Source organism: Bordetella hinzii LMG 13501 (assembly GCF_001548475.1).
Classification (GTDB): domain Bacteria; phylum Pseudomonadota; class Gammaproteobacteria; order Burkholderiales; family Burkholderiaceae_B; genus Bordetella; species Bordetella hinzii.
In genome coordinates, this window is record NZ_LRUJ01000014.1 from 13,534 (window position 1) to 27,444 (window position 13,911).

Below are 13,911 nucleotides of genomic sequence, written 5' to 3' on the forward strand. Positions count from 1 at the left end.
ACGTCATGGCTGAACTTTCCACTGTTGCCCGCCCCTACGCCGAAGCCTTGTTCGGCGCTGCGTGCGACGACAAGGCTGGCCTGGCCGCATGGGCCGACCTCGTCGGTGAACTGGCCCAGGTTGCCGCCAACCCCGATGTGCGCGAGGCGATGACCGATCCGCGCCTGGACGACGCCCAGCGCGGCCAGGTGTTCACCAGCCTGATCAAATCGCCGCTGCCGCAAGCCGCGCGCAATTTCATCGACCTGCTGGTGCAGAACGACCGGCTGTTGCTGCTGCCCATCATCGCCACGCAATTTGTCGATTTGAAAAATCGTCACGAGGGCACGGCGCAGGCGGAAATCACCAGCGCGTTTGAAATGAGTGACGCTCAGGTCAACGAGCTCATCGCCGCGCTCGAAGTCAAATTCGGTCTCAAGCTCAAGCCGCATGTCACCGTCGACCAGTCCCTGATCGGCGGCGTGCGCGTGGCCGTCGGAGACCAGGTGCTCGATACTTCCGTGAAAGCCCAACTGGCCCGCTTGCGCGATACGCTGGCCGCCTGACAAGGCACGCGAGACTAACAGGATTCCAGGAGTCAATATGCAACTCAATCCCTCCGAGATCAGCGAACTGCTCAAGAGCCGCATCGAGGGCCTGGGCGCTTCGACTGATGTTCGTACCCAAGGTACCGTCGTGTCCGTGACCGACGGTATTACCCGCATCCACGGTCTGTCCGACGTGATGCAGGGCGAAATGCTCGAATTTCCCAACAATGTTTTCGGTCTGGCGCTGAACCTCGAGCGCGACTCGGTCGGCGCCGTGATTCTGGGCGACTACACCGGCGTGTCCGAAGGCGACCAGGTCAAGACCACCGGCCGCATTCTCGAAGTGCCCGTCGGCCCCGAGCTCAAGGGCCGCGTGGTCAACACGCTGGGCATGCCCATCGACGGCAAGGGCCCCATCAACACCAAAGAAACCGACATCATCGAAAAAGTGGCGCCTGGCGTTATCGCCCGCCGCTCGGTGTCGCAGCCGCTGCAAACCGGTATCAAGGCCATCGACTCGATGGTCCCGATCGGCCGTGGCCAGCGCGAGCTGATCATCGGCGACCGCCAGACCGGCAAGACCGCCGTTGCCGTCGATACCATCATCAGCCAGAAGGGCAAGGGCGTCACCTGCGTGTACGTCGCCATCGGCCAGAAGGCATCGACCATCAACAACGTCGTGCGCAAGCTCGAAGAGCATGGCGCGATGGAGTACACCATCGTCGTGGCCGCTTCGGCCTCCGACTCGGCCGCCATGCAATACCTGGCCGCCTACGCCGGTTGCACGATGGGCGAATACTTCCGTGATCGCGGCGAAGATGCCCTGATCATCTATGACGATCTGACCAAGCAAGCCTGGGCCTACCGCCAGGTCTCGCTGCTGCTGCGCCGTCCGCCGGGCCGCGAAGCCTACCCGGGCGACGTGTTCTACCTGCACTCGCGCCTGCTGGAGCGTGCCGCTCGCGTCAACGAAGAGTACGTCGAGAAGTTCACCAACGGCGCCGTCAAGGGCAAGACCGGCTCGCTGACCGCGCTGCCGATCATCGAAACCCAGGCCGGCGACGTTTCCGCCTTCGTTCCGACCAACGTGATCTCGATCACCGACGGCCAGATCTTCCTGGAAACCGACCTGTTCAACGCCGGTGTCCGCCCCGCCATCAACGCCGGTATCTCGGTGTCGCGCGTGGGTGGCGCTGCCCAGACCAAGGTCATCAAGAAGCTGTCGGGCGGTATCCGTACCGACCTGGCGCAGTACCGTGAACTGGCCGCCTTCGCGCAGTTCGCCTCCGACCTGGACGACGCCACCCGTCGCCAGCTCGAGCGCGGCAAGCGCGTGGTCGAACTGCTCAAGCAGCCGCAATACCAGCCGCTGCAGGTGTGGGAGCTGGCCGTGTCGCTGTACACCGTGAATAACGGTTACCTGGATGACGTGGACGTGGCCCAGGTGCTGTCCTTCGAGAAGTCCTTCAAGGACCACCTCAAGGCCAAGCATGCCGCCCTGATCCAGCGCATCGAGGACACCAAGGAACTGTCCAAGGACGACGAAGCCGAATTGGCCGCGGCGCTCCAGGATTTCAAGAAGCACGGTGCTTTTTAAGGCAAGTTCTGGCGTAGTGATGGGTTGACGCCCATCCTACGGTAGGGCGGGCGAGGCCAGGGGCCGGACCCGCCAGCCGTCTCAACAGGAAAGCGCAATGCCCGGAATCAAGGAAATCCGAACCAAGATCAAGAGCGTGCAGAACACGCGCAAGATCACCAAGGCGATGGAAATGGTCGCCGCATCCAAGATGCGCAAGGCGCAGGATCGGATGCGCGCCGGCCGTCCGTATGCCAACAAGGTGCGCGAGATCGCCGCGCATCTGATGCAGGCCAACCCCGAGTACAACCACCCCTATCTCCAGGAACGCGAGATCAAGGCGGTGGGCGTGGTGCTGGTCACCACGGACAAGGGTTTGTGCGGTGGCCTGAACACCAATATCAGCCGTCTTGCTCTGTCGCGCCTGAAGGACTTCGAAGCGCAGAACATCAAGGTGCAGTCGACCGCTTTCGGGAACAAGGGCCTGAGCCTGCTGACCCGTATCGGCGCCAAGCTGGTGTCGCAGGAAACCCAGCTGGGCGACAAGCCCGACCTGGACCGCCTGCTGGGCGCCATCAAGGTGCAGCTGGACGACTACCTCGAAGGCCGCATCGATGCGCTCTACGTGGCGACCACCCGCTTCGTCAATACGATGAAGCAGGAGCCGGTGTTCTTGCGCCTCTTGCCCTTGGCCTCTGGTTTGGATGATCCCTTCCAGTCGGGCGTGGAGCATCTGGAGGGCACGGCTGAGGTCAAATCTGACTACAGCTGGGACTATATCTACGAACCGGACGCCAAGAGCGTGATCGACGATTTGCTGCAACGCTACGTCGAAGGCCTTCTGTACCAGGCCGTGGCCGAGAATATGGCCTCGGAACAGTCCGCTCGTATGGTCGCCATGAAGGCGGCGTCGGACAACGCGAAGAAGGTCATCGGTGAACTGCAGCTGGTCTACAACAAGACCCGCCAAGCCGCGATCACCAAGGAAATTTCGGAAATCGTAGGGGGCGCTGCCGCGGTGTAAGCCGGGCAGTATCCCGTCAAAATATCAAGGAATCGACATGAGCAACGGAACCATCGTTCAGTGCATCGGCGCCGTGGTGGACATTCAGTTCCCCCGCGACGAAATGCCCAAGATCTACGAAGCGCTCACCCTGGCCGACGAGGGTTCCTCGTTCGCCGAGAAGGGCCTGACCTTCGAAGTGCAGCAACAGCTCGGCGACGGCGTGGTCCGCACGATCGCCCTGGGCTCCAGCGACGGCCTGCGCCGTGGCATGCCCGTCAACCGCACCGGCGCCCCGATCTCGGTGCCCGTGGGCCACGGCACCCTGGGCCGCATCATGGACGTGCTGGGCCGTCCCATCGACGAAGCCGGCCCCATCCAGGCCGACGAGAAGCGCGCCATCCACCAGCATGCCCCGAAGTTCGACGAACTGTCGCCCTCGGTCGAGCTGCTCGAGACCGGCATCAAGGTTATTGACCTGGTGTGCCCGTTCGCCAAGGGCGGCAAGGTCGGCCTGTTCGGCGGCGCCGGCGTGGGCAAGACCGTCAACATGATGGAACTGATCAACAACATCGCCAAGCAGCACAGCGGCTTGTCGGTGTTCGCCGGCGTGGGCGAGCGTACCCGCGAAGGCAACGACTTCTACCACGAAATGGAAGAGTCGAACGTTCTGGACAAGGTCGCCATGGTGTTCGGCCAGATGAACGAGCCCCCGGGCAACCGTCTGCGCGTGGCGCTGACCGGCCTGACCATGGCCGAGAAGTTCCGCGACGAAGGCCGCGACATCCTGTTCTTCGTGGACAACATCTACCGCTACACCCTGGCCGGTACCGAAGTGTCCGCCCTGCTGGGCCGTATGCCGTCGGCGGTGGGTTACCAGCCCACGCTGGCCGAGGAAATGGGCGTCCTGCAAGAGCGCATCACCTCGACCAAGACCGGCTCGATCACCTCCATCCAGGCCGTGTACGTGCCTGCCGATGACTTGACCGACCCGTCGCCCGCCACGACCTTCCAGCACTTGGACTCGACCGTGGTGCTGTCGCGTGACATCGCCGCCCTGGGTATCTACCCGGCCGTGGATCCGCTGGATTCGTCCAGCCGCCAGCTCGACCCGCAAGTCGTGGGCGAAGAACACTACCAGGTGGCCCGTGGCGTGCAGCAGACCCTGCAGCGCTACAAGGAACTGCGCGACATCATCGCGATTCTGGGCATGGACGAACTGTCGCCGGAAGACAAGCAGGCCGTGGCCCGCGCGCGTAAGATCCAGCGCTTCCTGTCGCAGCCTTTCCACGTGGCCGAAGTGTTCACGGGTTCGCCGGGCAAGTACGTGCCGCTGGCCGAAACCATCCGTGGCTTCAAGATGATCGTCAGCGGTGAGTGCGATGCGCTGCCCGAGCAGGCCTTCTACATGGTCGGCACGATTGACGAAGCCTTCGAGAAGGCCAAGAAACTGCAATAAGGATCCATTATGGCAACCCTGCATGTTGATGTGGTCAGCGCAGAGGAAGCGATCTTCACCGGCGAGGCGAAGTTCGTGGTCCTGCCTGGCGAGTCGGGTGAGCTGGGCATTCTGCCCGGCCACACCCCGCTCATTTCGCGCATCCGCCCCGGGACGGTCAAGATCGTCCGTGCCGACGAAGGCGAGGAAAACATCTTCGTCGCCGGGGGCATTCTGGAAGTGCAGCCCGGCAGCGTGACCGTGCTGGCCGATACGGCCATCCGTGCCGCCGACCTGGACGAGGCCCGTGCCCTGGCCGCGCGCGAAAAGGCCGAGGAGGCCCTGCGCAACGCCAAGGACCGCGAGGATATCGCCGTGGTCGAGGCCGAGCTGGCCATGTTGGCGGCCCAGGCCGCCGCGGCCCGCCGCCTGCGCCAAGGCCGCAATTCGCACTGAGCGCCGCGCGGACTGCAAGAAAACAGCGACCTTCGGGTCGCTGTTTTTTTTCGGCCCGGTGCTTCGATCTTGTCTCGCGCAGTTGCCGCAATGCGGAGTCCGCGTCTGGTCCGGCTCGGGTCAAGTCGCGTAGCCTTTTTCCTCCTTGAACAAGAGAGGAGTTGCAATGCGCGAGACCTACGATTGCGCCCTGGTGCGGGTACCGGGGCATGGCGCATGGTTGCATGACTGGATGCGCCGCATGGAGCGACAGGGCCTGCGCAACGGCCATCCCCGGCTGTTTGCCCAGGAGCCCGCGGGCGACCCGTCCTGGCTGGCGTCCTCTTGCCTGGCGCTGCGCCGCTTCGATGCCTGCCTGCTGCCCGTGGAGTCCTCCACCCTGTCCTGGGTGAGGACCGCCCTGGCCGGCGCCCGGCATCAGCTGCAGACGCCCGTGCTGGTCCTGGCCCGCGATGTCGGCGCCGTCGCCCTGCGCGATCTGCTGCCGCTGGGGCTGGATGATTTTCTGCGGCCGGACTCGGTGGACGAATTGCGGCTGCGCATCGCCCTGGCCGCGCGCAGGCGGGCACGCGCCCAACCCCCCGTCCCGGCGCCCGAAGAGGCCTGGGTCTACGATGTGCGCCAGGGCCACTACGAGGACGCCACCACCCTCAATGAGCCGGCCGATTCGCCCGGCATGGTGGATGCCGCGCTGCTGGACGCTCCCTTCGGGGCGGCCAAGGCCCGAGTCGTCGGGCATTTCGAGCGCACCTATCTGCATTGCAGCCTGGCGCGCCACGAGGGCAATGTCACCCAGGCGGCCCGGGCGGCGGCCAAGCACCGCCGCGCTTTCTGGGCCCTGATGCGCAAGCATCGCATCCAGGCGGCGCCCTATCGCGAGCAAGCCAGGGAGCAGCGGCCGCGCATGGCCTAGGCGAAGCCTCAATAGGTGGCGTGCAGGATTCATCCGAGCCGGGACCGGGGCGGCCGCCATGCCCGAGTTCGCTCCAAGCGCCCGGCCGGATGCACGCCCCTGGGCATGGCTGACCAACCTCCATACCTCGGGCCGGAATGCAGCGGCACCGGATGAGCAGGCCGTTCGCCCTCGCCGGATACACCGTCTCGGCACTTCGCGCCCAGGCGAAGCGGGCGCCGGCGCCAGGGGGCGGTAGAATCATGGGCTGGCCATCATCCGAGGAAAGCCGTGTCCGTTGCCCTGAAGAACGATGTGTTCCTGCGCGCGCTGCTGCGCGAACCTGTGCCCTATACGCCGATCTGGCTGATGCGCCAAGCGGGACGCTATCTGCCCGAGTACCGCGCCACGCGGGCCCGGGCCGGCTCTTTCATGGGACTGGCCCAGAACACCGATTACGCCACCGAGGTGACCCTGCAGCCGCTGGCCCGCTATCCGCTGGACGCGGCCATCCTGTTTTCGGACATCCTGACCGTGCCCGACGCTATGGGCCTGGGATTGGATTTCGCCGCCGGCGAGGGCCCGCGTTTTGCCCGGCCCGTCCGCGACGAAGCCGATGTCGCCCGCCTGGTGGTGCCCGACATGGAGCGGCTGCGTTATGTGTTCGACGCCGTGAGCAGCATCCGCCGCGAGCTTGACGGCCGCGTCCCCCTGATCGGCTTTGCCGGCAGCCCCTGGACCATCGCCTGTTATATGGTCGAGGGCAAGGGCAGCGATGATTACCGCCAGATCAAGACCCTGATGTATTCGCGCCCGGATCTGCTGCACCGCATCCTGGACGTCAATGCCGAGGCCACCACGCGCTATCTCAATGCCCAGATCGATGCGGGCGCGCAGGCCGTGATGCTCTTCGACAGCTGGGGCGGGGTGCTGGCCGATGGCCTCTACCAGGCATTTTCGTTGGCCTACACGCGCAAGGTCATCGCCGGCCTGCAGCGCGAACGCGATGGGCGCCGGGTGCCGGTGATCGCCTTCACTAAGGGCGGGGGCATGTGGCTGGAGGACATCGCCGCCAGTGGCTGCGATGCCGTGGGCCTGGACTGGACGGTCAACCTGGGCCAGGCCCGCGCCCGCGTGGGCGACCGGGTGGCCTTGCAGGGCAATCTGGATCCCATGACGCTATTCGGTTCGGCCGAGGCGATCCGCGCCGAGGCGCGGCGCACGCTGGACAGTTTCGGCCCGGTCGGCCGGGGCGGGCATGTGTTCAATCTGGGGCACGGGATTTCGCAGTTCACGCCGCCCGAAGCCGTCAGCGAACTGGTCGACGAAGTGCATCAATACAGCCGCGCCCTGCATGCAAAGTGAGTGACCGCTAGCGTCGCGAAGGGCGTATTCGGCCCGCCTCCGGCTTGAGTTGTGCACAGCAATGACAGCGCTGGGGAAAACCCCAAATTTCTCGTCACGGCAGTGTAAAATTCAAATAAGCCTATGAATTCAAATAATAATTTTATTGTTCTGGGGTGGCTTGCCAAGTATGCCGGAGGTGTGGCAGGACCGCATGGCAAGATTGTTTCGCCTTTTTCCCCAAAGTTATCCACAGGCTGGGGATTTTCTCCGCAATCTTCCCGGCGTCTATTGCGCTTAGCATCATCTTCCAGAAACCACTTTAAGTTGGAACGACGTTTGACCTCCCCGCCGAGCCACCGCCGCGCCGCCGCGGCCCGCGCCGGGGCACTGCCGGAAGCGCTCGGCCATGCATGAGCCGGTATGGGTCCGGGTTGCCCTGGATGTGCCGCTGCACGGGCCGTTCGATTACCGCCTGCCGGCGCAGATGGCGCCGCAGGCGGTGGTGCCCGGCAGCCGCGTCATCGTGCCTTTCGGGCGGCGTAAGCTGGTCGGCGTCGTGCTGGCCCTGCCCGCGGCGCCCGCCATCGATCCGGCGCAGGTGCGTGACGTCGAGCAATTGCTCGAAGATCTGCCGCCTTTCCCGGCGGATTGGATGCGTTTGGCGCAATTCGCGGCCGATTATTATCAGCGCCCGCTGGGCGAAGTGATGCTCCCCGTGTTGCCGCCGCCTTTGCGCAAGCCTGCGGCCTACCAGGGCAAGCGCTCGGGCGCGGGCCCGGTGGCGCGCCTGGACGCGCGCAAGCCGCGCCGCGCCGTGCCGGCTCCCGTCTCGCCCGATACCGCGCCCGCTCTCAATGAAGAGCAGGCGGCAGCCGTGGCGGCGATCGCCGGCATCGCGGGCTTCAAGACCGTATTGCTCCATGGCGTGACCGGCAGCGGCAAGACCGAGGTGTATCTGCATGCCGCGCAGGCCGCCTTGGCGGCCGGGCGGCAGGTCTTGCTGCTGGTGCCTGAAATCAATCTGACGCCGCAGCTGGAGGCGGCGCTGCGCGCGCGGCTGGAGGGGCTGGTCGGGCCGGATGGCGTGGCCGTGCTGCACAGCGGGCTGTCTGACGGCGAGCGCCTGCAGGCCTGGGCCCGCGTGCAGCGCGGCCAGGCGCGGATGCTGCTGGGCACGCGCATGGCCATCTTCGCGCCCATGCCCGATCTCGGCCTCATCGTGGTCGACGAGGAGCACGACGCCTCTTATAAGCAACAGGAGGGGCTGCGCTACTCGGCCCGCGACCTGGCCGTATGGCGCGGCCATGACCGCGGGATCCCGGTGGTGCTGGGCTCGGCCACCCCTTCGCTGGAGAGCTGGCACCATGCCCAGCGTGGCCACTATCTGCGCCTGACGCTGGCCAACCGCGCCCGCGCGGCCGAGCTGCCCCGCATGCGTCTGGTGGACACCCGTCGCCTGCCGCTCAAGCATGGGCTGTCGCCGCAACTGATCGATGCCATCACCGAGCGCCTGGCGCGTGGCGAGCAGGCGCTGGTCTTCCTGAACCGGCGCGGCTATGCGCCGGTGCTGCATTGCGCCTCCTGCGCTTGGGTGACCCACTGCCCGCGTTGTTCGGCGTTCACGGTGCTGCACCGCGCGGGCGCGGCGGGCGGCTATCGCCTGCACTGCCATCATTGCGGCTACCAGGGGCCGGTGCCGCGCGCCTGCCCGGAGTGCGGCGACCAGGATCTACAGCCCATGGGCCGCGGCACGCAGCGCATCGAGGAACACCTGGCCGAGATGTTTCCCCAGGCGCGCATCGCCCGCATCGATGCCGACAGCACCCGCCGCAAGGGCAGCGCGCAGGCCTTGTTCGCTTCCGTCCATGCCGGCGAGGTCGATATCCTGGTGGGCACGCAGATGGTGGCCAAGGGCCATGATTTTTCACGGCTGGGGCTGGTGGGCGTGCTCAACGCGGACTCCATGTTGTTCGCCCAGGATTTCCGCGCGCCGGAGCGCCTGTTCGCCCAGCTGATGCAGGTGGCCGGCCGCGCCGGCCGCCATGTGGGCGGCGGCGAGGTGCTGATCCAGACGGGCTATCCGGAGCAGCCGGTCTACCAGGCGCTGATCCGGCATGACTACGCCGGCTTTGCCCGCCATTCGCTCGAAGAGCGCGAAGTGACGGGCCTGCCGCCCTTTGCCTACCAGGCCCTGCTGACCGCCGAGGCGCGCGAAGTGGCCCAGGCGCTGGATTTCCTGCAAGCCGCCAGGCAGGCCGGCGCGGTCCTGAGCGAGGCGATTACACTCTACGATCCCGTGCCGTTGCGCATCGTGCGCGTCGCCAATGTGGAGCGGGCCCAGCTGTTGGTCGAAAGCGCCAGCCGGCCGGCGCTGCAGGCTTTCCTGCCGCATTGGATGGACGCGATCGCGCCCCTGGCCGCCCAGGCCAGGGTGCGCTGGCAGCTGGAGGTCGATCCGCTGGAGATCTGACGGCCGCCCCGACCCTCACGTTTAGACCCATGTCCACAGACACCCCCATAGGCCACGGCCTGAACCCCTCCCAGAAAGAGGCGGTGCTTTATCTGGACGGCCCCTGCCTGGTGCTGGCCGGCGCCGGCAGCGGCAAGACGCGCGTCATCACGCAGAAGATCGCTTATCTGCTGCGCGAGTGCGGCTATATGGGGCGCAATATCGTGGCGCTGACGTTCACCAACAAGGCGGCGCGCGAAATGGCCGAACGGGTCAAGACCCTGGTCGACCGGCAGCTGGCCAAGGGGCTGACCATCAGCACCTTCCATGCCCTGGGCGTACGCCTGTTGCGCGAGGAGGCCGCGCATGCCGGCCTGAAGCCGCAGTTCTCCATCCTGGACGCCGATGACGCGATGGCCATCATCCAGGACCTGCTGGCGACCACCGACCGCGGGCGGCTGCGCGAAGTGCAGTCCATTATTTCGCTCTGGAAGAACGGTCTCCTGGAGCCGGACGATGCGGCCAAGGTGGCGGTCACCCCGGGCGAGGTGGAGGCCGTGGCCGTGTATCGCAGTTATGCGGCGACGCTGGCCGCTTACCAGGCGGTCGATTTCGACGACCTGATCCGCATCCCGGCCAAGCTGCTGGAGAACAACGAGGAAGTGCGCACCCGCTGGCAGAACCGCGTGCGCTATCTGCTGGTCGACGAGTATCAGGACACCAATGTCTGCCAGTACCGTCTGGTGCAGCTGCTGACCGGCATGCGTTCGCTGTTTACCGCGGTGGGCGACGACGACCAGGCCATCTATGCCTGGCGCGGCGCGACCATCGAAAACCTGGCCAAGCTCACTACCGACTATCCCAATCTCAAGCTCATCAAGCTGGAGCAGAATTACCGTTCGGTGCAGCGCATCCTGGCCGCGGCCAACAACGTGATCGAGCGCAATCCCAAGCTGTTCGAGAAGAAGCTGTGGTCGGACCTGGGGGCGGGCGAGCCCATCACGGTCAGTCCCATGGACGGCGACGAGCATGAGGCCGAATCGGTGGCCATGAAGATCTCGGCCTCGCGCTTCGAGCGCCAGGCGCAATGGAAAGACTTCGCCGTGCTTTACCGCAGCAACCATCAGTCGCGCGTGCTGGAGCAGGCGCTGCGCAATCTGAAGATCCCGTACACCATCTCGGGCGGGCAGAGTTTTTTTGACAAGGCCGAGGTGCGCGACATCCTGGCCTATCTGCGCCTGATCGCCAACGACGAAGACGATCCGGCCTTTATCCGCGCGGCCACCACGCCCAAGCGCGGCATCGGCCAGGCCACCTTGCAGACCCTGGGCCAATATGCGGCCCAGCGCGCCATCTCGCTGCTGGAGGCCTCGGCCGAGGAAGGGCTGGAGGCCCTGCTGCAGCCGCGCCAGCTTGAACCGCTGCGCACCTTCGGCGAGTTCATCCGCCGCATCCAGTGGCGCGCCGGGCGCGGCGCCGATGGCGCGACCACGCGCGCGGCCGAAGCGGCCGGCCCCTTGCTCGATGACCTGCTTTCGGCCATCCAGTATGAGCGCTATCTCTTCGATACGCTGGAAGAGCGCCCGGCCCAGACGCGCTGGCAGAACGTGATGGAGCTGGTCTCCTGGCTCAAGCGCAAGGCCGACGAAGACGGCATGACATTGTTCGAGCTGGTGCAGCATGTGGCGCTGGTCACCATGCTGGAGCGCGGCGAGGATGAGGAGCCCGATGCGGTCAAGCTATCCACCCTGCATGCGTCCAAGGGACTGGAATACCCCCACGTCTACCTGGTCGGGGTCGAGGAAGGCCTGCTGCCGCACGTGGGCCGGGACGAGGAAGACACCGACCCGGACAACGCGGCCAACAACCTGGCCACCCGCATCCAGGAAGAGCGCCGCCTGATGTACGTGGGGATCACGCGCGCCCAGCGCAGCCTGCACCTGAGCTGGTGCCGCAAGCGCCGCCGGGCGCGCGAAGACCGCGTCTGCGAACCCTCGCGCTTCATCGAGGAAATGGGCCTGGCCCAGCCCGGCATCACCGAAGACCCCGCCACCGCCGCCATGAGCCCCAAACAGCGGCTGGGCATGCTGAAGGCGTTGTTGAACAAATAACTCCTCCGATGCCGCGGCTGGCGGGCGCCGAAAGCCCCGGTGTCAAACACCCGTCGAAGGCGCGCCTACGCCAGGTCCCGCAGCAGCAAATGCCAGAACCTGGCGCGCATGTCGAGCGTGGAGATCTGGATGTACTCGTGCAGGGTGTGGGCGCCGTCGCCGTCGGCGCCCAGGCCATCGAGCGTGGGCACGCCCAGCGCGGAGGTGAAGTTGGCGTCGCTGCCGCCGCCGGTCATGGGGGCGTCTTCGAGCGGGAAGCCGGCCTGGCTGGCGTAGCCCTGGGCCAGTTCGAGCAGCGCGGCCGATTCGGGCGTCTTGACCATGGGCGGGCGGTTCAGTTCGACATCGATGTCCAGTTCGACATCCGGGCCGACCGCGCACAGCTGCCGCATGCGGCGCAGCACGTCTTCGGCCGCGCCCATGTCAGGCACGCGGAAGTCCACCACGCAGCGGCAATGCGCCGGCACCGTGTTGGTGACGGTGCCGCCGGCGATGGTGCCGACGCTGACGGTCACGCCGCGCGCGTAGTCGGTCATGTTTTCGAGCGCCAGGACCTGGTGCGCCATTTCGCGGATGGCGCTGCGGCCTTTCTCGTGCGCCATGCCGGCGTGGGCCGGGCGGCCCTTGACGCCCAGGCGCAGCATGCCGGTGCCCTTGCGGGCGGTCACGCATTTGCCGCCATTGGGGCGTGCCGGTTCACAGACCAGGCCGTACTTGGCCTGCTTGGCCAGGTGTTCGATGTGTTCGCGCGAGGCGTGGCTGCCGGTTTCTTCGTCGGGCACCATCAGGAAGTCGATAGGCAGGCGGGTGGCGCCGGGCGCGGTCAGGCCGGTCAGGCCCGCCAGCGCCAGCACGATGCCGGCCTTCATATCGTAGCTGCCTGGGCCGTAGAGCCGGTCGTCCTCGATGCGGCAGGGATTCTCGCCCAGCGTGCCGACGGGATGCACGGTGTCGATGTGGCCGATGATGAGGATGCCGGGGCGGGTATCGCCCGGCGCGCGGGTGGTGGCGTAGACCATGGGGCCGACGTCGGCGCCCAGCGGCGTGAGTTCGACGCGCATGCCGAGGGCGCGGGCGCGTTCGGCGGCCAGCTGGGCCATGGCGGTGATGCCTTCGACATAGTGCGAAGGCGATTCGCATTGCACCCAGGTCTGGATTTCGGCGACGAGTGCTTGGGTATCGGGAAGCGTGGTCATGGTGTCGTTCAGGCGGTGTGGTTGCCGGCCAGGGCGGCCAGCGTCGCGGCGTCGGGCATGCCGCCGTCGAACCAGAGATGCGCGGCCACGGCGGACATGGCGCGTCCATCATGGCCGATTCCGGGCACGGTCTGCAAGCGCCAGCCGAAAGGCAGGCCCCGGCGTTCGGCTTCCTTGCGGCCGGCCTCGAAGTAATGCTGGGCGCGCGCATAGCGGTGCGGCCCCTGGCGCAAGGCCTCGGGCTGGCTGGGCAGGCTGGGATCGTCGGTGGCGGTGTCCTGGTCGCCGGCCAGGATGATCATGGGATAGGCCAGGAGGCGTGCCAGGTGCTGCTCCGTCAGGCCGACGCCGCCCATGCCTTCGGGATAGCGCAGGTCCAGCGTGGGCAGGGTATACCAGCCGGGGTTGCCGGCGATGACACCCGCATAGGCTTCCGAGGGCTGGCTGCTCATGAGGCGATGCACGAACTGGCCGCCCGCCGAATGGCCGAACAGGTAGACCGGCTTGCAGGCCGAGATCTCGGAGGCGGCGAGGTCCTTGAGTACGCGGCCCACCAGGGCATAGGTCCAGCCGTCGATGTGGCGCGGGTTGCCCGCGGCGGTGAAGACGCGGCCGTTGTTGTAGCTCTCGACGCCGGGCCAGATCTCGTTGGAAAAAGTCGGCGCGATGATGAGCAGGCGATGCTTGTCGGCCGCGGGGATCCAGAAATCGCGATAGTCGTCGCCGTTGCGCAGCACGCCATGCTGGACGATGACCACCGGGTCTTGAGGCGTGTAGCCATAGGGCCGGTAGGTGTTCAGCGTGAACGGACGGTCGGCGTTGCGGTCGTCGTCGATATAGGGAAAGCAGTTGCGTCCGGCATGGCCCAGTTCGATGGCCATGCGTTCGGCGTTGCTCAGTTCGGAGGGTTTCATGA

Annotated in this window: 11 protein-coding genes; 9 read left to right on the forward strand and 2 right to left on the reverse strand. The window is 66.2% G+C overall.

Going from position 1 to position 13,911, the window contains the following annotated elements; translation table 11 throughout:
- Positions 1 to 5 precede the first annotated feature (5 nt).
- The 9 genes from AXA74_RS11265 (at position 6) to AXA74_RS11305 (ending at position 11,799) form a co-directional block, all read left to right on the forward strand.
- Positions 6 to 545, forward strand: coding sequence for a F0F1 ATP synthase subunit delta (locus tag AXA74_RS11265; protein ID WP_029577600.1), 540 nt, complete (start codon positions 6 to 8; stop codon positions 543 to 545).
- 37 nt (positions 546 to 582) lie between these two features.
- Positions 583 to 2,124 carry a F0F1 ATP synthase subunit alpha gene (gene atpA / locus AXA74_RS11270; protein ID WP_029577599.1) on the forward strand — a complete coding sequence of 514 codons (1,542 nt, stop codon included), beginning with the start codon at positions 583 to 585 and terminating at the stop codon, positions 2,122 to 2,124.
- 97 nt (positions 2,125 to 2,221) lie between these two features.
- Complete coding sequence (atpG, locus tag AXA74_RS11275; RefSeq protein WP_029577598.1) at positions 2,222 to 3,127, forward strand: F0F1 ATP synthase subunit gamma; 906 nt, start codon at positions 2,222 to 2,224, stop codon at positions 3,125 to 3,127.
- Between the two features lie 37 nt (positions 3,128 to 3,164).
- The gene (atpD, locus tag AXA74_RS11280; RefSeq protein WP_029577597.1) at positions 3,165 to 4,565 is read left to right on the forward strand and encodes a F0F1 ATP synthase subunit beta; all 1,401 of its coding nucleotides are present in this window, start codon (positions 3,165 to 3,167) and stop codon (positions 4,563 to 4,565) included.
- Between the two features lie 9 nt (positions 4,566 to 4,574).
- Positions 4,575 to 5,000, forward strand: coding sequence for a F0F1 ATP synthase subunit epsilon (locus tag AXA74_RS11285; protein WP_029577596.1), 426 nt, complete (start codon positions 4,575 to 4,577; stop codon positions 4,998 to 5,000).
- 166 nt (positions 5,001 to 5,166) lie between these two features.
- On the forward strand, positions 5,167 to 5,913 hold the full coding sequence (locus tag AXA74_RS24480; protein ID WP_032979621.1) for a hypothetical protein: 747 nt from the start codon (positions 5,167 to 5,169) through the stop codon (positions 5,911 to 5,913).
- A 270-nt stretch (positions 5,914 to 6,183) separates the two neighbouring features.
- Positions 6,184 to 7,257, forward strand: coding sequence for a uroporphyrinogen decarboxylase (hemE, locus tag AXA74_RS11295; RefSeq protein WP_032979622.1), 1,074 nt, complete (start codon positions 6,184 to 6,186; stop codon positions 7,255 to 7,257).
- 388 nt (positions 7,258 to 7,645) lie between these two features.
- A complete protein-coding gene (locus tag AXA74_RS11300; RefSeq protein ID WP_032979623.1) occupies positions 7,646 to 9,709 on the forward strand; it encodes a primosomal protein N' in 2,064 nt (687 codons plus the stop codon).
- A gap of 29 nt (positions 9,710 to 9,738) precedes the next feature.
- A complete protein-coding gene (locus AXA74_RS11305; RefSeq protein ID WP_032957956.1) occupies positions 9,739 to 11,799 on the forward strand; it encodes a UvrD-helicase domain-containing protein in 2,061 nt (686 codons plus the stop codon).
- Positions 11,800 to 11,864: 65 nt separating this feature from the next.
- Here AXA74_RS11305 and AXA74_RS11310 read toward each other — a convergent pair whose 3' ends face one another.
- Positions 11,865 to 12,995: a M20 family metallopeptidase gene (locus tag AXA74_RS11310; protein ID WP_029577591.1), complete on the reverse strand. Its 1,131-nt coding sequence runs from the start codon at positions 12,993 to 12,995 to the stop codon at positions 11,865 to 11,867.
- Positions 12,996 to 13,003: 8 nt separating this feature from the next.
- Positions 13,004 to 13,909 (reverse strand): hydrolase, encoded by a 906-nt coding sequence (locus AXA74_RS11315; protein WP_032979624.1) that lies wholly within the window; start codon positions 13,907 to 13,909, stop codon positions 13,004 to 13,006.
- Between the last annotated feature and the right edge of the window lie 2 nt (positions 13,910 to 13,911).